A 24,564-nucleotide genomic window follows, 5' to 3' on the forward strand; every position below is an offset into this window, starting at 1 on the left:
TTTGTTTAATAATCTGCAAATAATGCGAGCAATCCTTCAGACGGTGCTGGCGGGTTTTCCATGACTGACAGTAAAAAGGCTCGATCGCGATCGGACAGTGCTGGAGGTGTATTATTGTAAGCTGCTGGGCCGTTGAGCGTAGCATCTGCTTCGGCAATGAATTCGTCGAGGACAAATAGGTAAGCCCACCAAGAGAGTCTGGTTTCGGTACTGGTTTCGGTTTTGACGAGCGATCGCATTTTGCTATTCCTCTCGCTACTAAGATTGCTTTCCTGCTATGATTATAACTAAAAAAGCGACAGGTCGAAACCTGCCGCTGGCTGTAAAAAGTCCCCAGGGCACACTATTTAATTGCTATTTTTTACCTATCAGCAGAGCTGCGGGAAAGTAACTCAGAGCTTCACCAATTGCCAAAGTACCGTTACTTTCTACCGCCTGATTTGTAATCGCATCTTTCCAAACCGACGGCATTTGCTCGGACAATTTCAAATTAGTATCTTTCCAGACTTGTTTGCCGATAGGCATTTCTTCCGGTTTGACAATTCCCGTCAAAAACCGGGGAGCAATGACAATAACGGTAGTCTCTCCAAAGCTTCTGGCAAAGGCAACAACATTATCTTTAAACGTGCCAACTGCTTGCAGGGGCTGATAGTCGCCTGATTGAAAAACTTGCAAGTATTTTTTTCTCGCTTCTAGCGCTCTTGCCGTCAAAAACAACTTAATTCTAGCGTCTTCTCGCGTCGCAATCAAATCTTCCACCAGTTGCAAAATATCTGTCTGAGCTTGCTCTTTAATTTCCCGCAAAACCTCGATTCTGCGCTCAAAATCAACGGGACGGCGGTTATCCGGATCGACGTGGCTTAAATCCCAGAATTCCGTCCCTTGATAAATGTCGGGAACGCCCGGAGCCGCGATTTTCAGCAGTGTTTGAGATAAAGAATTGAAAATTCCGTAATTAGCTACTTTTTTCCAGAAAGGTATAAATTTGTTGAGAAACTGATTTTGTTCCGAAGGTTCGAGAACGCTATCGACAAAGGTCATAAAACCAGCTTCGTAGTCGTTATCCGGTCTCAGCCAAGCCGTATAAACTTTGGCTTCGCGGACAGCTTTAATCACATAATCTTTCAGGCGATCGACATAATCAGTGTTTTCAATTCCTTCAAAGGGAAAACTGCCGAGCAGAGTTTGGTACAGGAAGTATTCGTCATTAGTATCGGGAACCATTCGATTCACAAAGTTGACTTTCTTAGAAGAATTTAGCTCTCTCCAAGACCTGACTTGCTGTTCCCATTCATCGGGAATTTCTGACAAAACGTTGATTCTGGCTCGCACATCTTCGCCGCGTTTGGTATCGTGGGTAGCTGTAGCATTCATTTTGTGCGGCCAAGCGGCTTGCTGCCGTTGGTTGAACTCGTGAAAATCTACTAGCGAAACGCCGAACTGACTGGGGTTTCCTCCGACTTCGTTGAGCGATAAAAGCCGATAGTAGACGTATAAAAGCGTGTCTTCAACGCCTTTTGCCATTAATGGGCCAGTCAACTGCTGGAGTTTCATGACAAAGTGCCGGCGCTGCTCTTTTTGTTCGGTTGTTAGGGTTTCTTCTTCTTCCAGCAAGAGCACCGTTTCGATAAATTTAAGTTCCTTGAGGAGTCGCGGTACTTGTTCTTTGGCGTGGGCGATCGCATATTGCACGTAAGTGCGATCGGACTCTCTCAAGCCGTCTTGATTGATGTAAGTTCGGTAGACTGGAAAAATCGTCAAAACAGCCGCTAACGCTTTTTCCAAACCGGGACGAGTAAAGTCGTTTCCCTGTCTGGATTGACCCGAGATATTTTTCAAAAGTTGAGCCAGATTGTCTACATCTCCAGCCAGATTTTTCTCAACAATCAGTCCTTTTTTATCTAAAAATAACTGTTCGTAGGGAACGTTCAAGCGAGTAAATCTCTGATATATTTCGCTAAATTGCTGTTCGCGATCGCGCCTACAGAAAACGCCGTTTACGTAGTTCAAAAAGTCGTAGCCGCTAGTTCCCTGAATCGGCCAATATGACGGCAAATCTTCTTCGTGTTCCAGAATTTTTTCAACAGTAATGTAAGTGTCTCCCGTTCTCTCCCGCAGCCTTTTCAAATATTCTGTGGGGTCATACAGTCCGTCGATGTGGTCGATTCTCAATCCCGTAAACTTTCCCTCTGCAACCAGGTCGAATATCAGCTCGTGGTTTTTGTGAAAAACTTTAATCTCTTCAACTTTTACCGAAATCAGTTCGTTGACTGTAAAAAACCTTCGGTAGTTAATTTCTTCGGCCCCCACTTTCCAGAATGCCAGACGGTAAAACTGCTCGGAAAGCAAATCGTCCAAGAAATTAAAACTTTCGGCATTGCCCTTTTCTCCGTTAAAAAAATTGATATTTTCATCTATAAATTCCTGCACCAAGGGATTTTGATTGTAGAGTTCCCACAGCAGTCCTTTGACAAAAGCTATCTGATCGTATCTGGCTTTACCTTTAGTTTCTGAAGGTGTATTTTTAATCAAATAAAGAATTCCCAAAAACTTGATAAAATCTGGATGGCGTCTGCCTAATTCCCTGGCTAAATGCCCCAAATTATGACTGATAAATTTAGCATAAGATTCGATTTTTACGGGCAATTGTAAGCTATAATAATTGATGGTCAGCCCAATTTCGCTGTATTTGAGTTGAATCTCGCCATTTTCCAGACACTCTCCATAAAAATTGCCCAGCAGCGGAGCCAGCACTCGACCTCTGAGATGTTCGTAAGCGTGATTCCATTCAATATCGAAGTAATCGAAATAGTCGGAATCCGGGCCGTGTTCCAATACGTCTAACAGCAGCAAGTTTTGAGTGTCGTAAGCCATGTGGTTGGGGACAATATCTTGCAGCCATCCCATATTCCGTTTATTGATTTCGTATGTGAGCGCTTCAAAGTTTTCTGAGGTTCCTAATTCTGGATTGAGCTGATTTGAGTCAACGACATCGTATCCGTGAGAGCTGCCTTTTCTGGCTTTAAATATCGGTGAAGCGTAAATGTCGGTAATTCCTAAATCTTCCAGATAGTTAAGGATTTGTTTTGCTGCTTCAAAGTTAAAACCTCCATGAAATTGAATCCGATAAGTTGTGGTGGGAATTCTCATCTTAATTTTACTCCTAAGTAGTTAGTTGGTGGGATTTGTTGTGTTAAATTAGAAAGAGTAGGTTAGGTGAAGAACGAACTCTCGGTTTCACTCCGCCCAACGTCATTAACTGGAGATTTTAGTGAGATTTGATATTGAAAATTTGAGATTTTTGCTCCCATCTAAAATCAGTTGTTGGGTTGAGCGGCAGCGAACCCTACGCTTCGCTCCGCCCAACCTACTATTTCTGTATTATTTCGTAGAGTGCGAAACTCTGGGGTTTAACAGTCAATTCTTGCTGTGAATTTATCTTTTCAGGCAAGCTAGAACCTAAACCCATCCATTTTTCATCAGCAGAGTCTAAAATTTTGTTCCAGTTGCCTTGGGGAAGTGCAGCCGTAAAAGCTACATCTTGCCTGTTGAAGTTTAGAATGCAGAATATCTGGCTGTCATCTGTCCAGCGACGTAGAAATAAGATTTTTTCCGCTTCAATGCTGGACACTTCGAGATTGTTTTTGTCGAGTTTTTTAAGGGCCGGTATTGTCCGCCGCAGTTGAATCAGATGTTGGTGCCATTCCCAAAGAATTTTGTGTTTGCCTTCGGTTTGTTTTTCCCAGTTTAACTTGCACTTATCGAAAGTCTCAGGACTCTGGGGGTCGTGAAACTCGCCTCGACCTTCAAAGATTTTAAATTCTTGTTGTTTGTCTTTGCGGATAGCTTCAATTAAGTTTTCGTCAGAGTGGGAAACGAAGTAAAAAAACGGTGCTTCTTCTCCGTATTCTTCTCCCATAAAAAAGAAGGGAATGTAGGGAGAAATCAAGACTGTGCCCGCCGCGAGTTTCAATCCTTCAAAGTCAACTATTTTCGAGAGTCTGTCTCCCAAAATCCGGTTGCCGATTTGGTCGTGAGTTTGGGAAAACACCAGAAACTTATGGCCGGGTTCATCTTTGGCAGAATTGCCGTGTCTCCGCTTTCTGTGGGGGGCGTACTGGCCGGAGTAAACAAAGCTTTCTTTGAAGGCTTTTTCTAAGTGTTCGCACTTACCGAAATCTTGGTAGTATCGGTCGTCTTCTCCGGTGAGCAAGGCGTGCAGTGCGTGGTGGAAATCATCGCACCATTGGGCGTCTAGTCCGAAGCCGCCGAGTTCTTTAGGACGTACAGTTCGGACATCGTTTAAGTCACTTTCTGCTATTAAGTAAAGCTGCCTTCCTACCTCTTGAGAAATGTCGGCGGTGGCATCAGAAAGTTCTTGCAAAAACGGTCTTGCACCTACTTCAAATATTGCTTGAATTGCGTCTAGTCTTAGAGCGTCGATGTGATAGTCTCGAAACCAGTAGAGGGCGTTTTCAAGAAAATAGTTGCGCACGCCGTCGCTGTATGCGTCGTCGAAGTTTAGGGGGGCTCCCCAAATCGAACCGTATTTTGATGTAAAGTAAGGGCCAAATTCGCGGAGGTAGTTTCCTTCGGGGCCGAGGTGGTTGTAAACTACATCGAGAATTACTGAAATACCGTGTTCGTGGCAGGCGTTGACAAGTTTTTTGAAGCCTTCGGGGCCGCCGTAGGAGTTTTGGACGGCGTAGGGATATACGCCGTCGTATCCCCAGTTTCGCTCGCCGGGGAATTGGGCTACTGGCATTATTTCGATGGCGTTGATTCCCAATTCTTTAAGTTGTTTTAGCTGGGGAATTATTGCTTCAAATGTTCCGGCTTGGGTGAATGTGCCGACGTGCAGTTCGTAAATAATCATTTCGGCTAGCGGCACGCCTTGCCAATTTGTATCAGTCCAAGTAAAAACATTTTGATCTATTACTTGCGACGGGGCGTGTACGCCTTGAGGTTGATATTTTGAGGCTGGGTCTGGTCGGTCAGTTTTTCCTTCGATTTGGTAGGTGTAAAGGGTTCCTGGTTCGATATCTGTAGCTGTGGTTTCCCAATAACCTTCTGCGGATGGTTGCATGGGTATCAGGCGTTTTTTTGGGGAAACTATTTGGACTGCTATTTGTTGGATTGTGGGCGCCCAAACGGTAAATTTACATTGGTTGTTGCCGAGATAATTTGCTCCTATCTTCACTTTGAGTTGTTCTCCTTATAAAATAGGTTGGTAGTTCGATCGCCCGACGCGCTATCAAATCCTTTGCCCTTAACGTTCAGCGCCTGTTTAGACGGTAATATTACTTAATATAAGAAACAACTAACTTTAGATAGAGCCATCAAAGGCTAGAATTGTGTAAGGGGCAAAAGTAGCGGTTGGTTATGTCTAAATTAGAACATGAATCTGCACGGAGGCGATCGCCAAATTAGCTGGCAGCAAGGGTTAATATTTCTTGTCGATCTCATGTCGAAAATCTACCTAAAGGTAGGTCAAAAATCAGCGCGAGTGTGGACTTTATGGTTATGGCTTTTGGACGGGAAATCTGCTGCAATCTCGACTCGGCGGAGTCTCGCGAGTGGTTGGTCACAAACGGGATCGGCGGTTACGCTAGCGGGACGATCGCGAATCTCCTCACCCGCCGCTATCACGGCCTGCTGGTAGCTGCCCTCAAACCCCCGCTGGGACGCACTTTGATGCTCGCCAAGCTGGACGAGACGGCGGTGTATCGCGATCGCGCCTATCCGCTTTATACAAACCGCTGGGCCGACGCGACGATCGAACCTCACGGCTACAACTACATCGAAAGCTTTCACCTCGAAGGCACGACGCCTGTTTGGAGGTTTGCTCTCGCCGACGCTATCCTGGAAAAGCGGATTTGGATGCAACAAGGTGCTAACACTACATATATTCAATACCGCTTGCACCGCGCCTCACAACCGATCGCCCTCGCTGTCAAAGCCCTAGTCAACTACCGCGACTACCATCACACCACGAGCGCCGGCGACTGGCAGATGAGCCTAGAAACCTTGGAACGCGGGGTTTGCGTGACTGCATTTCCCAAGGCTGCACCCCTGTACCTGCTCACAGATGCCGCACCAGAAGCCAAATTTCGAGTCTCTGCGCCCTTATACAATTGGCATTACGGATTGGATCTAGCAGCCGAAAAGCGCCGCGGATTGGACTGCTGCGAGGATCACTTGCACGCGGCGACTTTTCACATGACGATCGCGCCGGGAAGTTCTCTGACATTGATAGCCAGCACCGAGAAAAACCCCGAACTCAACGGCGGTAAAGCTTTAGAAGTGCGCCGCACTTATGACCGAGAACTGCTGCAAAACTGGTCAAAAGTCAGCAAATCTCCCGACTGGATCAATCACTTAGTGCTCGCCGCCGACCAATTTATCGTCAGCCGCCCCCTACCGGAGGAACCCGAGGGCAAAACGATTGTCGCCGGATATCCCTGGTTCAGTGACTGGGGACGGGATACGATGATTAGCTTGCCAGGCCTCACAATCTGTACCGGGCGATGGGAAATTGCGCGCTCGATTTTGCGGACATTTGCGCGGTATGTCGATCGGGGAATGCTGCCGAACCGCTTCCCGGATGCGGGCGGCGAACCGGAATACAACACCGCAGACGCCACACTGTGGTACTTTGAGGCAATTCGCGCTTATATCGATGCCACGGGGGACGACGAACTTTTAAGCGAACTATGGCCTACATTATGTGAGATTGTCGATTGGCACGTACCGGGAACTCGGTATAACATCCGCGTCGATCCCGATGACGGTTTAATCTACGCGGGCGAGAAGGGAGTGCAACTGACTTGGATGGACGCGAAAATCGGCGATTGGGTGGTGACGCCCCGGATTGGTAAGCCGATCGAACTCAGCGCGCTTTGGTACAATGCTATACAAGCTATGGCAAGTTTTGCTCGAAAATTGGGCAAGCCTCACTATGAATACGAGCAATTGGGCGATCGAACAGCCGCCGGATTCCCTCGCTTCTGGAACGCCTCAACCGGTTACTGTTACGACGTTCTCGACGGCCCCGACGGACACGATAGCTCCCTGCGGCCCAACCAAATATTCGCCGTATCCTTGCCCCTATTAACTGGGTATCCGCCTCCGAACTCTTTATCAGCAAGGGGACTGCGGGCCAAGGAAACCCACCGCTATACACCGTTACTGACGCCCATCCAGCAGCGCGGCGTGGTGGACGCCTGCGCCCAACAGCTTCTAACTTCTGTCGGCCTCCGCAGCCTCTCGCCGCAGCACCCGCAGTATCGCGGCGCATACGGAGGCGACCAATTGCAGCGCGACAGCGCCTACCACCAGGGCACAGTTTGGGGCTGGCTGATTGGCCCGTTTGTCTTGGCGCACTTGCACGTATACAAAGACCTAGCACAAGCGATCGAATTCCTCGAACCTATGGCACATCATATAAGGGGTGGCGGAGTTGGCAGCCTGAGCGAAATTTTTGAGGGCGACGCCCCCCACTCGCCGCGAGGCTGCACGGCTCAAGCTTGGACTGTGGCTGAGGTGCTGCGGGCTTGGTTGGCAATTAATACTGTGGGTGTTTAAATGGGGAATGTTATCTTTGGTTGAAAAAAAGATTTATGGCATTATTATTAGCGGGCGATATTGGCGGAACTAAGACAATTTTGCGGTTAGTGGAAAGGACTGTTAACGGTGAAATGAACGCTCTTTACGAGTTCCGCTATCCCAGCGGGGAGTTCCCTGATTTAGTACCGATGGTGCGGCAGTTCTTGACCGAAGCTGCTATTAAGTTGAATGGGCAGCTTGTACCTGAAAAAGCTTGTTTTGCGATCGCAGGCCCGGTGGTTAACAACACTGCAAAACTGACTAATTTGCCTTGGGTGCTGGATGCGAAGCGTCTGGAACAAGAATTAGGAATATCCCGCGTCAGTTTAATTAATGATTTTGTTGCGGTTGGCTACGGCGTTTGGGGTTTGGACGATCGAGATTTGCACACTTTGCAAGTAGGAAAACCCCGCCAACACGATCCAATTGCTGTGATTGGTGCCGGGACTGGTTTGGGAAATTGTTTTGCAATTCCCGATGCAAATGGCATCAGGGTTTTTTCTTCGGAAGGGGGACACGGTGACTTTGCTCCTCGCTCGGAGTTGGAGTTTGAATTGCTAAAATATTTGTTAGCAAAACACGACATTCAAAGAATATCGATCGAGCGTGTAGTTTCGGGACAAGGGATTGTTTCAATTTACCAGTTTTTGCGAGACAGAAAGTTTGCTCCTGAATCGTCGGAGGTAGGGGAAGTTATCAAAAAATGGGAGTCAGAGCTCGGTAAAAGCGAGAAGAGTGTCGATCCGGGGGCGACAATTGCACAGGCGGCACTCAAAAAGTGCGATCGGCTTTCGGAACAAACAATGCAAATGTTTGTAGAAGCCTACGGTGCAGTGGCGGGAAATATGGCTGTATCACTTTTACCTTACGGCGGTTTGTACGTAGCCGGCGGCATCGCTGCTAAAATTTTGCCGCTGATTCAAGAAGGGGGTTTTATGCGAGCTTTTACCCACAAAGGCCGGATGGATTCGCTGTTAGAAATGATGCCAGTTCGATTGGTTTTGAATGATAATGTAGGGTTAATTGGAGCCGCAGTTTGTGCGGCCGGTCTTTAGGAGATTTCAAATATTTGGGGCGGGCAAGATGCCCACCCCACAAGAAGTTTTGTGGCACAGGCATCTTGCCTGTGCAAATATTTGGGGCGGGCTAGAAGCCCACCCCACAAGCAATTTGTGGCACAGGCATCTTGCCTGTGCAAACATTTGGGGCGGGCAAGATGCCCACCCCACAAGAATCTTTGTGGCACAGGCAAGATGCCTGTGAAATCCTTGTGGCACAGGCATCTTGCCTGTGAAATCCTTGTGGCACAGGCATCTTGCCTGTGACGGGCTAGAAGATCCCACCCCACAAGAAATTCAGAAAAAGCTAAACTTCATACATTTGCCAGAAAAAAGGATATTCCTCTGGAGTCACTGAAAGACCAGCTTTGACAGGATTTTGCCTAATATATTCCCAAAAAACCTGAAATTCTCGTTCATCTCTGACAATGTGGTCATGTCGCTCATCCTGCCAAACAGTACCAATATGCTTCATCACCTTGGGAATTTGTTTAGAACTGTAGCTTTTCATACTGTGCAGAATGCTGCTGAGCGACCAGAATTTATTATCCGACTTTGCTAAAGGCTGCATTAGCATATGCACATGATCGGGCATTACAACTAAGCAAAATATTTGATACCTTTGCCTATCAAAAAACTTGCAAGCATTGAGCACAACTTGTCTCGCCGCTGGATTTAATTCCAGCTTTTCCCAAGTATTAAAAGTGATGAAATAGACCGCTCCTTCTAACTCCCAATGAGGTAAATTTCTGTAAGTAACTTTTAATTGAGCATCTCTGAGTTTAAGTGGCAGACTAGAAGCCTGTCCCACAAAAAGCTGATATTGACCTGTGGGGTGGACATCTTCCCCGCCCAAATCCTGATTGCTTCCCTGACTCAAATTTTCGCGAATCATATTACTAAGCAAAACCACAACTTAATCTAAAATAGCCTTCATCAGGCAAGAGCTCAATACCCTTACAGCTCATTTTCCTAAAGTCTTTAAATTTTTGTGGGTGGGCATCTTGCCCGCCCCAAATATGCAGGTTAAAGTGCCACAGCTTATCTTATCTTCAAAATCTTCTGGGCTGCACTTTCAGACACCGGCATCACCGATAACCGATTGCCTTTCCTCACCAGCAAAATCTCATCAGCACTAAACTTTTGTTTCAGTATATCCAAAGATATTAATTTAGCAAATTCCTCAACAAACTCAACTCTCACAGTTTGCCAGCGAGGAGCATCAAGCTGCGATTTACGATCATAATATTCGCTATTTATATCGAACTGAGTCGGGTCAGCAATCCCAGTTTCCACGACGCGCACCAACCCGACAATTCCCGGAATTTTAGTATTAGAATGGTAAAAAAATACTAAATCTCCCCGAATCATTTCTCGCAGAAAATTGCGCGCTTGATAGTTGCGAACGCCATCCCAAGTACAAGTGCGATCGCCCTTCAAGTCCGCAATACTGTAAACATCCGGTTCCGACTTCATCAGCCAGTAATTCATAAAATATCTTTCCGCTTCTGCAACCACAGAGTCAACATCAAATAAACGCAAATATGCACGCACAAAATACCCCAGTTCAAACCCAAATTCTCCCACGTTGGATCGTAAACAGGAGTAGGCTCAAAGGGCTGAGGAAGTATGCTGCCGTCCGGTAATCTAGTAGGTGCGGGAACCATCCCATTCACATTAACTAAAGAGCCGTAAGCACCCACAGACCAGCGGCTTAACATCAGCCAAGAAAACTTGCTCGCGGCACCTTCCATCTTAAACAAAACTCCAGAAAAAATAATCTGAGGCAGCAATAATAGAGGCAAAGCGCTGTTAGCTTGAGAGCTATTTTTAACAATCGCGGAAACGACTAATCCGAGACTTATGCAGCTCATTAAAGTTAGGAATGTGGTAATACTTGCTCCCACATTCCAAGAAATAAAACTCGGTTCGGGGGATTTAAACGCACTCAGAATAACTCCTACCATTAACAGCGTTTGCAATACGGTCAAACCGGAAAGTATGAAAAACTTTGAACCCAAATAAGCAAACAATCCTAAATTAACCAAACGTTCGCGCAAATAAATAGCAGATTCTTTAACAATTTCTTGCAGAGAAGTTGCCAGTCCTACCCAAATCGCCGCGCAGGTAAATACAAACAAAACTCTGAGCGCTAAAGGTGCTAAAGTTGCCTCCGGCGCTCCAATTAACGGGTCTTTATCTCTGACAGCAAGCCGCAGCAAACTAATGCCGATCGGCGCTGTCAAAAGAGCTAAACTCAAGTTAATTAAGTCGCGGGAAATAAGCTTAAAATAGCGCTGGGCGAGCAAAACGAGTTGTTTTACAAAAGATTGAGATTTTGGTACAGAAGGTGCTGAAGGTGTTTTTGCATTAGCGTTGCCTGTGCTGAAGTGGTTGACAATATAGCGCTGATAGTAGGGAGATTGTTTAAACTTTTCCGCCCAGATTAAAAGGTTGTTTTCTCCTGTTTCTAATTCGTTGTAAATGTCTGCAAAATCGCCAGTTTTGACATCGAAAAAATCGAGCGCTTCCGCAGGCGGGCCGAAGTAACAAAGGCGTCCGCCGCGACCCATAAACACAATCCGATCGCACATCGTGATATTTGCCGTCGCGTGAGTCACCAGAATCACCGTCCGGCCTTGATTTGCCAACTTTCGCAGCAGTTGCATCATCTTCTTATCCAAACCCGGATCGAGTCCTGAAGTCGGTTCGTCTAAAAAGAAAAGTTTCGGGTCTGCTAACAGTTCGACTCCGATGCTGACCCGCTTCCGCTGTCCGCCGCTAAGCTGTTTTACCAAAGCAGTACGGCGGTGACTCATTTCAATATCTTCTAAAGTTTTGGCAACTACCTGATTGACATCTGTATCGGGAGGTAAGCGCAATTTAGCTGCATAACTCAAGACTTCTTCTACTGTCAAATCGGCGTGTACAATATCATCTTGAGGCACGTAACCGATTTGATTGCGGTAAATATTGAAGTTTTGACGCAGGTTGTCGCCGTTGAGAAACACAGCGCCGTTAGTAGTTTTTTCGATGCCTAAAAGCGTCCGCATTAAAGTAGATTTACCCGCACCGCTACCGCCGACTAAAGCCACAAACTGCCCCGGTTCGATCGCTAAAGTGATGTTATCCAAACGCTTCGGAATCACCAGACTGTCAGCATCCACACGAATTTGATGGCCGGAGTCTTGCATCTGCAACTCACCGCTGCGGTAAGTTAGAGTAAACGGGCCGATCCGAATTGCATCTCCCTCGGACAGTTGTACAGAATTTGTGACTCGCTGACCGTTCACAAAAACCCCGTTAACGCTGTGGTCTCGCAAAATATAATTACCGCGACTGTCTTGGTCGATTGTGGCGTGGCGTCTAGAAACAAGCGGCGCATCTAATTGCAGCGAAGCGTTTGGATCGCGACCCAACAAAACCGACCGATTTTTAAGAAGAATTGACTGCTTGCTAGGGACAGCAATCTGATTCGCCAGCGGATTAAAATAAGTCAGCAAAACTTGATTTTGAGGATCGAGACCGATTTTAATTTCTGTGCCGTCTTTCAGACAATAACCGTCATTGGGAGTGATGCGAGTGCGATCGACAAATAAGCCATTAGTGCTCGGCCGCTGCCCGTCACCGTCGTAAATCCAGTAATTATCCCCAATTTGCCGCAAAACAGCGTGAACGCCCGAAACTGCCCGCCAAGCATCGGGAATGACTAAATCAGCACGAGTGCGATCGCGCCCCAATACGTGCTGCTGCTGTTTTAACTCTAACTGTAAAACCTGCCCTTGATTGCTTAATACTAAATAAGGTCGATCGCTTAAAGCAGTTATTTGTCCTATATTGCCGGTCATACTTCAATCGCGGTTTTTGCACTCACTTTTGTCAGCATATCAAAAGTAGGACAACAATACTTATATTAAGCAAGTCTACTTAGCAACAACCGACAAACTGCGAAGCCGATTAATTGCCGCCGCCAATTCAAACCGCCGAAACATGGCAAAATCCCCTTCAGGAAAAGGCGATAAAATATCCATCCCCTGCGCCTCAATATCCGCCATCACCAAATCTATGATTTCCGACAAAGTGCGTTTTCCGTCCATGTATTGCTGCTTAGCATAAACCATTGCCGCAGCGATCGCCCTTAACTGTCCGCTGTCAACAATTTGCTCAACAGCACCCAAATCAATCTCCTCATTTCCGAAAGCCAATTCATCAACATCCCGCACCTTCACCCGCACATCTCGCCCCCCCCGACTCGGATCTAAACTAGCAGGAATCGGCACTCTTTGAGTAATCTCACCAAAATTTTCTCCCCCTTCAGCAGCACGGCTAATCGAGTAATTTTTAGCAATCTCTTTAGCTTTTTCCGTCACATTATATGCTTGAAAATTATCCAGTGCAATCACAGTATCTGCCACATCAAAATAATCGCCGCTTCCGCCCATTACTAAAATAGCCGATACGCCATAATCCGCATACAATTGTCTCACTTTATCAATAAAGGGCGTAATCGGTTCCTTATCCTTAGCGATGAGTTCCTGCATTCGGCGATCGCGAATCATAAAATTCGTCGCCGCCGTATCCTCATCCACCAATAAAACAGGCATTCTCCCCACTTCCAACGCCTCAATAATATTAGCAGCTTGCGACGTACTGCCACTCGCATTTTCAGTATAAAATTGTACAGTATCTCTACCTTGTGGCAAGTGGTTAATAAAAGGTGAAATATCAACTCCCGCCACACTTCTGCCATCTTCCGCTCTAATTTTAACCGCCGCAGCATTAGCCACCACAAATTCCCGACCGTCTCCCGGAATTCGGTTGTAAACTCCCAACTCGATCGCCCTGAGTAAAGTAGATTTACCGTGATAGCCACCGCCAACAATCAAAGTAATGCCAGCGGAAATACCCATACCGGAAATCAAACCGCGATTCGGACAATTAAACTCAACTTTTAACGACGGCGGCGACTGAAAAGCCACAGCATTATTTAACAAAGGACTGTTGTCAACACCACTGCGGCGGGGTAAAATAGAACCGTCAGCAACAAACGCAACTAATCCGTTTTGAGCTAACTGTTCCCGCAGCCAGTCAGCATCTTCTACAGTTTCAACGTGACGGCGACATTCAGCACCATTTAAGTTAGCATACTTCAGAGATTTACTGACAATTTCCGGGATATCTTCGCACAGCATTTCAGCAGCTTGTCGCCCTAAGATACTGCGTCCGCCCGCAGGAAGTCCGACGGCAAATCGCAGTTCAACTCCTCCTAAATTTTCAAGATTCGATGTATTTGAGGAAATGATAAATGCGGAAGTTCGCTCTAAAACTTCTTGTCCGAAGCGAGTCACTGCAATCATACCGCTTTTCCCCGTGCCGCGTTTGCTGCTGATGCTGTGTGCGGCTTTGTAAAACTGGCGAGTTAGGTAATCTCGCAAGGCTATTTCTCGACTGCGAGAGTTGAAAAGTTCGCGGGGAATTTGAGCAATTTTGGGGGGAACTCTGACTCTAAATTTACTGGGAGAAGCAAAGGGATCTCCCTGCACGTAATCAATAATTAATGTGAATTCTGAAAAGTCGTAACTACCTTGAATGTCTTTGTAGGCTTTGTAGCCTCGATTGTCTAGTTGCAGTAAATGCCGTTGCAGGCTTTCTTTGTTAGTCATTGGTTATTAGTCATTAGTCATTAGTTATTAGTCATTAGTTGGCAGTTGGCAGTTGGCAGTAGTCAGTTGGCTGTTGGCAGTATCAATAACAGTCATCATGCCCAATGCCCGATGCCCGATGCCCCATCCCCAATGCCCAATTCCCCATGCTCAATTCCCAATTACCAATTATTGAATTTCCAGTAATTTAGCCGTAGCATTAACAACAATTTGAGCAGAACCGGCGAAAAAAGGTCGATCGATAGTTGCTAATGTATCGCTAGATTGGTGATAGTGGGGCGATCGCAAATTTGCAGTATCCGTCACCAACACAGCACCAATTCCTTTATACCAGAAAGGGGCGTGGTCGCTCCGCAAAACATCGGGAGTCAGCAACCCTTTCAGGGGAACCGGCAGCGCCACCACCGGCGGCAAATCGGCTTTTGCCGACTCCGCAAAACTTTTCAAAAGCAGCGGATGTTCCGCATCTCCAATCACAGCGATAAACTCGCCTTTGTCGGGAGATTTTACCCCCGATGCTTCTAGAAAAGGTTGCGCTGTCAATCCTTCGGGATATTGCTGGCATCCGGGCGTGCGGCAGGCATAACCTACCATATCCAGGACGATCGCACCCTGCAAATTTTTTAACCGCGCGTCGCTACCGGTGAATGCTAAACTGCCTAAAAGTCCGATTTCTTCCCTGTCGAAAAAAGCTACTTGCAGTGTCCGAGGTGTGGCACTAGAACCCAGCAATCTTGCTACTTCTAAAACTACAGCAACTCCCGTCGCATTGTCGTCAGCACCTGGGGAGTTTGGTACAGTATCGTAGTGGGCTGCCACTAAAATTGCACCGGCGTTTGAGTCACTACCTTTTCTCTCGGCGAAGACGTTGATTCCGCGATCGAACGACTGCAAATCCGGGGAAAATCCTAATGTTTGCAGTTGTTTGGAAATGTAGTCTCTAGTAAAAGAGCGAGATCGTTCTCCGTCACGTTCTCCTGCTAAAGTTTCGACGTGTTTCCACAACAAAGACGGGTCAATTTGGGGCCCGCCGGCCGCATTTTTTGCAGCAGGAAGCGGTAAGGGAGAAGGGTTTTGAGAAGTGTGGATATTGCGATCGATCGAAACTTCGGGTACAGCCGACAACCGCTGCCACGAGTCAGAACGCCAACCCACAGCCGCCACCGCAACCAGAATAAATAGCGCTATCCAAATCAATTGTTTCATCAGTAAGTCTATTTGAGATTTTAGACAGGGCTTACGCACTCCTCACTCTCATCAACGGTTTTTTTTAGCAGGAGGGAGGGTTGCAACGAAGTCTTTTCGTACAACCCGATTTATCTGTCTATGACTGTTAGATTTTAGATTTTATCTTGATACCCGACTTCAAAATCAACCTGTTTCCAAAAATGAAACTCAAAAATCTTAATATTAGCTGCGGCAGAGGCAGCTTTGTGTGTTTTTTTTACCTAAGCAACCAGGTAAAAATCTTTGAATGTCGCCGTCAAATGGGTTTTGCTTATTCGAGTATTCGACGGCGATATTCACCTTACTAATTTACCTTTAACATTCACAACTAAAAACTACTTTTTTTCCCACTCAATCTCCTTGTTCTCCAAGATCAAGCCACTGCTGCTGGGAAAAGCATAAGGAATAGTTCTTGCAGAAAATTCAACTATTTGAGTTGGTTGTTGAAACCACTCGGAATAACTCGGATTGAGTTGGTCGTACAGTGCTTTTAAAGCTTGGATTTCTGCCTCTAGCTGCGCTGCTGCTTGATTGATTCTGCGAGCTTGTGCTTGCAAGCGTTTTTCCCCGGTTTGAACGTGGTTTTCTACTTCTTGCCAGTGCTGTACGGCCAGCAATTTTTCTAGTTCACCTTGTTGGTAATTGAGTACAGCCTGTTTTTGTTGCAGTTGCTTTTCAATAATTTTAGTCTCTCGGTCAATCTCCTGGATTTGCTGCAACCACTGCTCCCCAAAAGCAGCAGTTTGCTGGTGGAACTCGGCAATGGCTTCAGGAGTATTATTCTTCGGAAAACTGACTGCCACTCGGCACTCTGAGCGCTGTAAGCCAAGTTTTTCCCGCGCCTCTTGCAGGGTGGCAACTTCTGCTTGCAGCGCGCGGACTTCTTTTTGGAGTTCTGGGATGGTCTGACTCATGGGTTCAATTAGTGGACCTCTGCATCGATTTTAAGCTAATTGTTTATTTTTATAACAAATCCCGGTCGCCTTCTTGCGGGAATTATCTAATTTTAGCGCGCTCCCACCCGGTGTCTAGGCATAATGGCGCATAATTTGTGGCACAATGGCTGATGCCGCAGTTTAAATTAAGATTAAAATTATAATTACTGGCGAACATAAAATCTGAATGGGTGGGCATTTAATTTAAAAAATCAACATAAATTAAGGTGCGATAGTTTTTTTATCACTTCTGAAACTATGCTTATTTATTTGACATTTTTTACCCAATCAAGAATCTATTTAAAATTACGCAGCGGAGCAAATGAAAATCATCTATAGATTAATATTGGGATATTTAACTGCTGCTATTTTTAGTGGGGAAGGCTGCATCAACGCAAAAAAAATGGTGGCAACTGTAGGGGAGGGAGACGGCAATCGGGCTGTAGAGACAATTTTGGTAGCGCCTCAGAAACTTAGCTATTTGCGATCGGCATCTCGCCCTCCTGCGCCTGCAAGCACCAACTTATTTTTGGATAAATTATCCCACCTAGAGTCAGTAAATTTACCGAGCGAAAATTTTATACAATCTGAGGAAGTTACTGGAAAAGAGCGTACTTTTAGATTAAAAATAATCGGTGCTTATCTGGCTTTTATTTCTGTAGTAATCTCCTTATCGATCGGAACGAATACAGTAAATATTTTATCCCAGGCGATCGCATTAATCAAAGCGAAGTCTGAAACCGGGAATGACAAGCTACCAGAAGCCGAAACAGTGTTGCATCCAAAAGAAGAGGATATTTGGAATACTATTGCCAACATGACCCAAGATTTGCAGCAAACTGCCGAATATGCCCTCGATATTTGCGAGGAAATGAACGTCTCGATAATTGCCACCACCCCGGGCGGTCATATCCTGTCGTTAAACCAAGCTACCTGTCAACTTTTAGGATACTCTCAAAAAGAGTTGTTAGGCAAACCAGTAGCGGAACTTTTTCAGATAACTGAATCACCTGAACCAGGGTTAGAATTAGCCAATTTAACAGCCGAAAGTTCTGTCCGCAGCGTCGAAAAAGTCTACCTTTCCAAACAGGGAAAAAAAATAATTGTACAGCTTTCTATTTCAACTATTCGCGACAGCAAAGGCGAGGTCAGTGGCAAGTTGTACGTATCACAAGATATTACGTACAGCAAGCGGGCTGAAAGAAATTTGCGGCGCAGTGAAAAAAAGTTTCGGCAACTGATAGAAACTGTTAATGCTGCTGCATTAATATATCACCGCAGACAGTTGCGCTATGTCAATTCTCACACCGAAGCTGTGACTGGATATACTCGCGAAGAATTGCTAGGGTTGGATTTATACGATTTAATTCATCCAGATTTTCGAGAAACAGTTAAAAAATGGGGCAAATCCAGCCAGCCGCGCTCAAGCGCAGGCTCAAGATATGAAGTGAGAATTCTCACGAAAACCGGAGAAACACGCTGGATAGAAGCAACTGTACATCTTATAAAATTTGAGAGAAAAGGGTCAATATTAGTCACAGCGTTTGATATCAGCGATCGCAAATTAGCAGAGTTAGAATTAGAAACATCTCTTTCGTTGCTTCAAGCAACCATTGAATCTACTGCTGACGGCATTCTCGCGGTTGACGGCGGAGGAAAAGTTCTCAGCTTTAACCGCAAGTTTGCCGAAATGTGGCAGTTGCCGGATTTCCTGCTCGATTCGAGAGATAACAACCAATTTTTGGGGTTCGGAATCAACCAGTTAAAATACCCGGAAATATTTATCAACCGCGCTAAAGAATTGTCGGATTCCCCCGCAGCAGAAAGTGTCGATCTCATCGAGTTTAAAGATGGCAGAATTTTGGAACGCTACTCCATACCCCAGCGCACGGGAGGCAAAATTACTGGTCGAGTATTCAGCTTTCGAGATGTAACCGAACGCCTGCAATCCGAAGAAAAACTCCGCAAAAGCGAAGAACGCTTTCACCTGCTGACGCGGGCGACAAATGATGCGGTATGGGATTTTGACCTATTAAAAAATGAGTATTGGTTGAGCCAAGAGTTTGAAAAACTTTTTGGATACAAACTCAACGAAACTCAGACGATAGAATTAGAATCATGGTGGCTAAATATTCATCCAGAAGAACGGGAAAGAGTCAAGTCAAGCTTCAACGAAACAATGAATTCACACGCTCAATGTTGGTCGGAGGAATACAGCTTTCGCCATGCAGACGGGGGATATGTTTTTGTACTAGATCGCGGACACATCATCCGCAATGCAAGCGGCAAAGCAGTGCGGGCGCTCGGCACAATGATGGACATTACTCAGCGCAAGCAAGCTGAAGAAATTATTCGCTATCAAGCTGTTTACGACCAACTCACAGGTTTACCGAACCGGATTCTTTTTAACGAGCGGCTGCTGGTGTCATTAAAACAAGCTAAAAAAACCAAAAAAATGCTAGCGGTGATGTTTTTAGACTTGGACAGATTCAAAAAGATTAATGATACACTAGGTCACGCTGCGGGCGATCGCCTGTTAGAAGGTTTTGCCGGACGCATCACCGATACTTTGCGATCGACTGATACGGTGGCCCGCTGGGGAGGCGACGAATTTACCGTACTGCTTCCCGAGATCAATTGCTTAGAAGATGCAGTTAAAACAGCTCAAAGAATACTCGATAATTTAAAGCCAGCATTTCAACTAGAAGGACAGCCGTTTCATGTTAGCAGCAGCATCGGCATTGCCCTTTATCCAAACGACGGCGAAGATGCGGGTGCTTTAGTCAAAAATGCCGATGCCGCCTTGTACCGTGCTAAAGAAATGGGAAGAAACAATTATCAGTTATATACTTCAACAATTAATCCCCGAAGCAGCCAGTTGCTGACAGTAGAAAACAGGCTGCACGAGGATATAGAACAAGGAAAATTTGATTTTTTCCACCAGCCAAAAGTCAACATAACTACTTGGAAAAGCCCCGGTATGGAAGCCCTGCTGCGCTCGCATTCTCCAGAATTAGGTTTAGTTGCTCCCGCTACATTTATTCCCATCCCCGAAGAGAAGGGACTAATTGTACCTATTAGCCAAGGGGTGCTAGAAACTGCCTGCACTCAGAATCAAGCTTGGCAGGATGCTTGGCAACCAGATTTGGGGATAGCCGCCAACTTTCCGGCCAGGCAGTTCCAGCAATTTAATTTATACCAAATCGGGGTTAGCTACCCCCTCTATCAGGGGAGAAAAAAACTCCCAGCGATCTCGTTATTTTTCCCCCAGCACGATTGTCAGCTTCCCCCGATCGTCGCGCGCATACATAGTGCAGCACAATAGCATCATTGTGCTGCACTTTCGCCAAAATTGTCTAAAATACTCGACCGTGGAGAGCCGCTTAAATAAACAACATTAACTTCTTAACCTCAAATGGCTAAACGCATATCAACCTCTATAGCAGAAGGAATCTATGACATACTGCAAAAGTGGGCAAATGAGCAAAGCCGTTCAATCACCGGCTTGTCAGCATTCATTTTGGAACAAGCTGTCAGAGAACTCCAAAAACAAATACCAAAATAGTCCCCGCCATCTGATGATAAACCAAATCAAATTTGAGCCAGGTTAGCAATGAAATTTATCGGCATAGACTTAGGTTGGAGCTCAGGAGCAAGCGGCTTGTGCTGCTTAAATTGGGAAAACAATCAATTACAATTAATAGATTGCGATCGCAAACAATCTCCTAACGACATTCTCACCTGGATCGACACCCAAGTCTCCCCAACCGAACCAGCCATCATCGCCGTAGACGCGCCCACAATCATCGCCAATCTAACAGGAATGCGCCTCGCCGACAAACTCACGCACAAACACTTCGCGCGCTACCACGCAGGCTGCTATCCCGCCAACCTTTCCCGCCCCTTCGCCCAACAAACCGTAGAATTCGGCCTTTGTTTAGAAGCCAGAGGATTTGTCCACGCACCAATAATGGAAGCTCAAAAACTAGGCAGATATCAAATAGAAGTCTATCCCCATCCAGCCACAATAAACTTATTTAAATTAGACAAAATCATCAAATACAAAAAAGGAAAACTGGCAGAACGTCAACTAGAATTGATGAAACTCTGCCAGTATATTGTAGATATTTTACCGAGCCTTGAACCCTCTCTAAATCTGTCTTGTGGCACAGGCATCTTGCCTGTGAGCTGTGGCACAGGCATCTTGCCTGTGAGCGGTTCAAAACTCCCCGAAATCCCCACCAGTATTGCCACCCTCAAAGCCTTAGAAGACCAGCTAGATGCCTTGCTGTGCGCTTATATAGGTGCTCACTGGTGGTACTGGGGAATAGAGAAGAATTTGGTATTGGGCGATCGCACAAACGGCTACATAGTCATTCCCCAACCTCGATAAGGAGAGTGGGAAAGGGGGAGAATTAGGAAAATATTCCTTTATTCTCCTGACTCCTGACTCCTGACTCCTAACTAATGACTAATGACTAATGACTAAGCTGTTCTACATTTAAATTGTCTGTTAAAAAACAATTCCCCGTCTTGTGGGGTGGGCGTCCCGCCCGCAGAGAACATACAATTTAAATGCGCGACAGCTTACTGACTAATGACTACTGACTAATGTGCCCAGAGAATCACGCCAGCTTCATAAGGACTGCTGAGATTGTCGTGCTTCGGCAAAACCCGCAACGACAAACCTTGCAAGCCGCTAGAAGTATAAGTAATGTCAGCCGTATAAAGGCTAGCATTCTGAGAATCTTCTCCCAAATACTCCATTACCACCGGCACGCCACCGACAATATCTCCGTTAGCATCAACCGAACCTTGATAAAGTTCAACTTGCACGTCCGCAGGCGTTAATCCCATCAGATTAATGCGAGATTTAACAGCGATCGACTGATGGACCTTAACTTCCTTATCCTCGGAAATATCAACAGCCTCAATCTTAATATCCTTCCACTTCGCGAGAACGTGCTTCTTCCAATGAGACAACTCCTTGGCGGGAGCGCAATTATCCGAAGTCATGGTGTGGAAGCGATCGCTCACCGGGAAATAAGCCCGCCGCGCGTAATCCTTCACCATCCGAGCCGTATTGAAGAAAGGACAGTTCAAGCGAATCGAATCCTTCATTTTCTCCGTCCAACCGCGGGGAATGCCATCAGCATCCCGGTTGTAAAACAGCGGTACAACTTCCTTTTCCATCAAGTCGTACAAAGCATTCGCCTCGACCTCATCCTGATACTTAGTATCTTCGTAAAACTCCCCATGTCCGATCGGCCAACCGGTACGAACATAATCAGCCTCATCCCACCAGCCGTCGAGGATGCTGAGATTAGGCAAACCGTTCATCGAAGCCTTCATCCCCGAAGTACCCGAAGCCTCCCGGGGGCGGCGCGGCGTATTCAGCCACACATCGCAGCCCGACACCATCATCCGAGCGACGTTAATGTCGTAGTTCGGCAAAAACACCATTGAGCTCATCGTTTCGTGTTCGCGGATGAAGTGAACGATATCCCGAATCAATTCCTTACCCGGAATATCCATCGGGTGAGCCTTCCCAGCAATCACAAACTGCACGGGGCGGTTTTTGTCCCGCATGATCCGCATAATTCGATCGACATCGCGCAAAAACAGCGTCGCCCGCTTGTAAGTAGCAAAGCGGCGGGCAAACCCGATCGTCAGCACCTTCGGATCGAGAGCCTCCCGCGCGTGTTCGATTTCCGTTTGGGCCGCACCGCGCTCGCGCAAAGTCTTTTGCAGCCACTCCCGTGCGAACACCACCAACTCCGATCTGCAGCGTTCGTGATTGCGCCACAGTTCCTCATCAGGAATCGATGACATCCGATCCCAGAGACGATCGTCCTTGCGAGTCATTTCCCACTCCGGGCCGAGGTATCGATCGTACAATTCCTGAGTAGACTTCGCCACACAACTGCGAGCGTGTACCCCGTTGGTAATCGAAGTAATCGGTACTTCTTCCTGCGGCAAACCCGGCCACAAACCTTGAAACATCGGGCGCGACACCACGCCGTGCAAAGCCGCCACCCCGTTGACAAAACTCGACATTTTAATTGCCAAAATTGCCATATTCAGAGGTGCGGACAAATCGCCAGTGTTCTCCCGGCCCAATCCTAAAAACTCATCTTGCGACAAGCCAAATATCTTGGGATAGTGACTCAGATAGTGCATCACCATATCCGGCTCGAACAAGTCAAATCCAGCAGGTACCGGCGTGTGAGTCGTAAACATACTGCTCGAAACCACCACCTGTTCCGCTTCTACGAAACTCAGGTGATATTCCTCCATCAGCATCCGTATGCGTTCCAAAGCCATGAAAGCCGCGTGACCTTCATTCATGTGGTAAGCAGTGACAGTCAAGCCTAATGCCTTGAGCATTTTCACGCCGCCGATGCCCAACATGATCTCTTGGTGCATCCGCAGAGTTTTATCACCGCCATACAGTTGGTCGGTAATATCTTGGTCGTAGCGGCTGTTAGGTTCAATATTTGTATCCATCAGGTACAAAGGAACCGTTCCCACTTGTACCCGCCAAATCCGGGCATACACCTTGCGGCCGGGATAGTCCACCTCAATCCGCAATTCCGAACCGTCGGGATTGCGTTCTGGGTGCAGCGGCATATTGTAGAAATCATTGAGCGGATAGCGTTCTTGCTGCCAGCCGTCGGCGTTGAGATACTGCGAAAAATAACCTTCTTGGTATAGCAGGCCGACACCGACTAAGGGCAAGCCCAAATCACTAGCTGATTTGAGGTGGTCGCCTGCGAGTACGCCCAAACCGCCCGAATAGATCGGTAGGGCTTTAACTAAGCCAAATTCCATCGAAAAGTAAGCGTAGCATTCTTGCTGCTCGGTGCCGCGCTGTTTGCGGTACCAGGCGCGATTTTTGAGATAATCGTCTAACTGCTGGGCTGCTCGGTTCATTTGGGCAATGAAGCCTTCGTCTTCTGCCATTTCTTGCAGTCGCTCTTGAGATATGGTTCCGAGCATCAGCACCGGGTTTTGGTTGCTGGAGTCCCACAGGTCTCGATCGAGGCGGCGGAAGAGGTCTTTGGTATCGACGTTCCAATCCCAGTGCAGGTTGTAGGCAAGTTTGCGCAGGGGTTCGAGAATTGCTGGTAGCGAGGGCGAAACGTTAAATGTGCGAATTGGCTGCATAGACAAAGCATTTATATGAGGGTAGCGATATTTTCCTCTGTCTTTAGCCGCAAGTCGGTTATTCTGCACACTATTTTAAGTTTTAACAAGCGGGGGCGAGCGCTCCTCAAGTCGATCGACTATCCGTAAAGACACAGCAGTACCGTGTCCCCAGCACAGGTACGCTTTTAACTGCGGTCGCCCTCTGCAAATGCCGATCGCCCCTAAAACGGCTTTTCGCACTTCCAGATGAGATGTCTCAATGCCTGTGAGCTATGGAAACGAATATAACCCAGTCCTGGACGCATCCGGGCCTAGAAACCTGGTTTTTTATCGAATTTACGGTCTACAACCCGTCTTTTCGTAAAAAAAACCCGGTTTCTCAACAATCGTGCGTCCAGGATTATAACCGTGGCTATCAACAAGCTTTGAATAATTTTGGCATCACGCAACTGCTGTCGGGTATCGGCAGCTACGTCTGATGGGGACTTTGAGGCCGATCGCGCGCGCATGACTGGGCCAGAGATTGAAAGCTTTGCGGTGTTTCTGATTCTGCGCGTCGGGGCGAATCTGAAAGGAAGTACGATCGCCCGCTACCTGAACTCTCTCAGAAAAGCAAATTCTCCGACGATCGCCGATCGCCCCGCGATCGAACTCAACTCTAATTCGATCTCGAAAACACCTGAAAAGTCAAAGCAGGGCGATCGCAATTCTTGGGCGATCGTCCGAATTTTACCGAATGCTGAGCACTATACAATTGCGCGTTTTGTCAACCGCCAAGATGCGGACGATCGGCGGAGGGCTTTGTGTCGGTTTATTCCGGGGGGTGTGTTTGAAGTTGTGTGCGATCGGCTCTTTAAAGATACCAGGATAGGACTTACGCGCCGCTAGTCAGAAACCGGGTTTTTTACGAAAATCTTTCGTTGTAGT

16 protein-coding genes are annotated in these 24,564 nt (G+C 46.7%); 6 read left to right on the forward strand and 10 right to left on the reverse strand.

Annotation, left to right across the window (positions count from 1 at the left end):
• Positions 1 to 5 precede the first annotated feature (5 nt).
• The 3 genes from QUA99_RS11470 to treZ form a co-directional block, all read right to left on the reverse strand.
• Positions 6 to 239, reverse strand: coding sequence for a hypothetical protein (locus QUA99_RS11470; protein ID WP_333236780.1), 234 nt, complete (start codon positions 237 to 239; stop codon positions 6 to 8).
• A gap of 115 nt (positions 240 to 354) precedes the next feature.
• On the reverse strand, positions 355 to 3,150 hold the full coding sequence (gene treY / locus QUA99_RS11475; RefSeq protein WP_333236782.1) for a malto-oligosyltrehalose synthase: 2,796 nt from the start codon (positions 3,148 to 3,150) through the stop codon (positions 355 to 357).
• A 220-nt stretch (positions 3,151 to 3,370) separates the two neighbouring features.
• Positions 3,371 to 5,200, reverse strand: a complete 1,830-nt coding sequence (gene treZ / locus QUA99_RS11480; protein WP_333236784.1) for a malto-oligosyltrehalose trehalohydrolase — start codon at positions 5,198 to 5,200, stop codon at positions 3,371 to 3,373.
• Between the two features lie 317 nt (positions 5,201 to 5,517).
• Here treZ and QUA99_RS11485 point away from each other — a divergent pair, with 317 nt between their 5' ends.
• Both QUA99_RS11485 and QUA99_RS11490 read left to right on the forward strand, forming a co-directional pair.
• A complete protein-coding gene (locus QUA99_RS11485; RefSeq protein WP_333236786.1) occupies positions 5,518 to 7,584 on the forward strand; it encodes an amylo-alpha-1,6-glucosidase in 2,067 nt (688 codons plus the stop codon).
• A gap of 35 nt (positions 7,585 to 7,619) precedes the next feature.
• A complete protein-coding gene (locus QUA99_RS11490; protein ID WP_333236788.1) occupies positions 7,620 to 8,660 on the forward strand; it encodes a glucokinase in 1,041 nt (346 codons plus the stop codon).
• 310 nt (positions 8,661 to 8,970) lie between these two features.
• Here the strand turns inward: QUA99_RS11490 and QUA99_RS11495 are convergent, their stop codons facing one another.
• The 6 genes from QUA99_RS11495 to QUA99_RS11520 form a co-directional block, all read right to left on the reverse strand.
• Positions 8,971 to 9,558 carry an REP-associated tyrosine transposase gene (locus QUA99_RS11495; RefSeq protein WP_333236790.1) on the reverse strand — a complete coding sequence of 196 codons (588 nt, stop codon included), beginning with the start codon at positions 9,556 to 9,558 and terminating at the stop codon, positions 8,971 to 8,973.
• A 146-nt stretch (positions 9,559 to 9,704) separates the two neighbouring features.
• Positions 9,705 to 10,154: an EVE domain-containing protein gene (locus tag QUA99_RS11500; RefSeq protein WP_333236792.1), complete on the reverse strand. Its 450-nt coding sequence runs from the start codon at positions 10,152 to 10,154 to the stop codon at positions 9,705 to 9,707.
• On the reverse strand, positions 10,151 to 12,511 hold the full coding sequence (locus QUA99_RS11505; protein ID WP_333236794.1) for an FHA domain-containing protein: 2,361 nt from the start codon (positions 12,509 to 12,511) through the stop codon (positions 10,151 to 10,153). The genes QUA99_RS11500 and QUA99_RS11505 overlap by 4 nt, the downstream gene beginning before the upstream one ends.
• Before the next feature lie 75 nt (positions 12,512 to 12,586).
• Entirely contained in the window at positions 12,587 to 14,326 is a 1,740-nt protein-coding gene (locus QUA99_RS11510; protein ID WP_333236795.1) for an ABC-ATPase domain-containing protein, read from the reverse strand.
• A gap of 168 nt (positions 14,327 to 14,494) precedes the next feature.
• Positions 14,495 to 15,532, reverse strand: a complete 1,038-nt coding sequence (locus QUA99_RS11515; RefSeq protein ID WP_333236797.1) for a M20/M25/M40 family metallo-hydrolase — start codon at positions 15,530 to 15,532, stop codon at positions 14,495 to 14,497.
• A gap of 356 nt (positions 15,533 to 15,888) precedes the next feature.
• A complete protein-coding gene (locus tag QUA99_RS11520; RefSeq protein WP_333236799.1) occupies positions 15,889 to 16,467 on the reverse strand; it encodes a hypothetical protein in 579 nt (192 codons plus the stop codon).
• Positions 16,468 to 16,810: 343 nt separating this feature from the next.
• Here QUA99_RS11520 and QUA99_RS11525 point away from each other — a divergent pair, with 343 nt between their 5' ends.
• The 3 genes from QUA99_RS11525 (at position 16,811) to QUA99_RS11535 (ending at position 20,881) form a co-directional block, all read left to right on the forward strand.
• Positions 16,811 to 19,813, forward strand: a complete 3,003-nt coding sequence (locus QUA99_RS11525) for a PAS domain S-box protein (RefSeq protein WP_333236801.1) — start codon at positions 16,811 to 16,813, stop codon at positions 19,811 to 19,813.
• Between the two features lie 90 nt (positions 19,814 to 19,903).
• Positions 19,904 to 20,053 (forward strand): ribbon-helix-helix domain-containing protein, encoded by a 150-nt coding sequence (locus tag QUA99_RS11530; RefSeq protein ID WP_333236803.1) that lies wholly within the window; start codon positions 19,904 to 19,906, stop codon positions 20,051 to 20,053.
• Between the two features lie 48 nt (positions 20,054 to 20,101).
• Positions 20,102 to 20,881 carry a DUF429 domain-containing protein gene (locus QUA99_RS11535; RefSeq protein WP_333236805.1) on the forward strand — a complete coding sequence of 260 codons (780 nt, stop codon included), beginning with the start codon at positions 20,102 to 20,104 and terminating at the stop codon, positions 20,879 to 20,881.
• A 215-nt stretch (positions 20,882 to 21,096) separates the two neighbouring features.
• Here the strand turns inward: QUA99_RS11535 and glgP are convergent, their stop codons facing one another.
• Entirely contained in the window at positions 21,097 to 23,655 is a 2,559-nt protein-coding gene (gene glgP / locus QUA99_RS11540) for an alpha-glucan family phosphorylase (RefSeq protein ID WP_333236865.1), read from the reverse strand.
• Between the two features lie 417 nt (positions 23,656 to 24,072).
• Between glgP and QUA99_RS11545 the strand changes: the two genes are divergently transcribed.
• Complete coding sequence (locus QUA99_RS11545) at positions 24,073 to 24,525, forward strand: hypothetical protein (protein WP_333236807.1); 453 nt, start codon at positions 24,073 to 24,075, stop codon at positions 24,523 to 24,525.
• Positions 24,526 to 24,564 lie beyond the last annotated feature (39 nt).

The organism is Microcoleus sp. F10-B2, assembly GCF_036704965.1.
Taxonomy (GTDB): Bacteria; Cyanobacteriota; Cyanobacteriia; order Cyanobacteriales; family Microcoleaceae; genus Microcoleus.

Coding starts and splice junctions, on each gene's coding strand:
- QUA99_RS11535 (WP_333236805.1), top strand. CDS start 20,102: ATGAAATTTATCGGCATAGACTTAGGTTGGAGCTCAGGAGCAAGCGGC.
- QUA99_RS11470 (WP_333236780.1), bottom strand. CDS start 239: ATGCGATCGCTCGTCAAAACCGAAACCAGTACCGAAACCAGACTCTCT.
- QUA99_RS11525 (WP_333236801.1), top strand. CDS start 16,811: ATGAAAATCATCTATAGATTAATATTGGGATATTTAACTGCTGCTATT.
- QUA99_RS11530 (WP_333236803.1), top strand. CDS start 19,904: ATGGCTAAACGCATATCAACCTCTATAGCAGAAGGAATCTATGACATA.
- QUA99_RS11485 (WP_333236786.1), top strand. CDS start 5,518: ATGGTTATGGCTTTTGGACGGGAAATCTGCTGCAATCTCGACTCGGCG.
- QUA99_RS11495 (WP_333236790.1), bottom strand. CDS start 9,558: ATGATTCGCGAAAATTTGAGTCAGGGAAGCAATCAGGATTTGGGCGGG.
- QUA99_RS11500 (WP_333236792.1), bottom strand. CDS start 10,154: ATGAATTACTGGCTGATGAAGTCGGAACCGGATGTTTACAGTATTGCG.
- treY (WP_333236782.1), bottom strand. CDS start 3,150: ATGAGAATTCCCACCACAACTTATCGGATTCAATTTCATGGAGGTTTT.
- QUA99_RS11490 (WP_333236788.1), top strand. CDS start 7,620: ATGGCATTATTATTAGCGGGCGATATTGGCGGAACTAAGACAATTTTG.
- QUA99_RS11520 (WP_333236799.1), bottom strand. CDS start 16,467: ATGAGTCAGACCATCCCAGAACTCCAAAAAGAAGTCCGCGCGCTGCAA.
- QUA99_RS11505 (WP_333236794.1), bottom strand. CDS start 12,511: ATGACCGGCAATATAGGACAAATAACTGCTTTAAGCGATCGACCTTAT.
- QUA99_RS11515 (WP_333236797.1), bottom strand. CDS start 15,532: ATGAAACAATTGATTTGGATAGCGCTATTTATTCTGGTTGCGGTGGCG.
- glgP (WP_333236865.1), bottom strand. CDS start 23,655: ATGCAGCCAATTCGCACATTTAACGTTTCGCCCTCGCTACCAGCAATT.
- QUA99_RS11510 (WP_333236795.1), bottom strand. CDS start 14,326: ATGACTAACAAAGAAAGCCTGCAACGGCATTTACTGCAACTAGACAAT.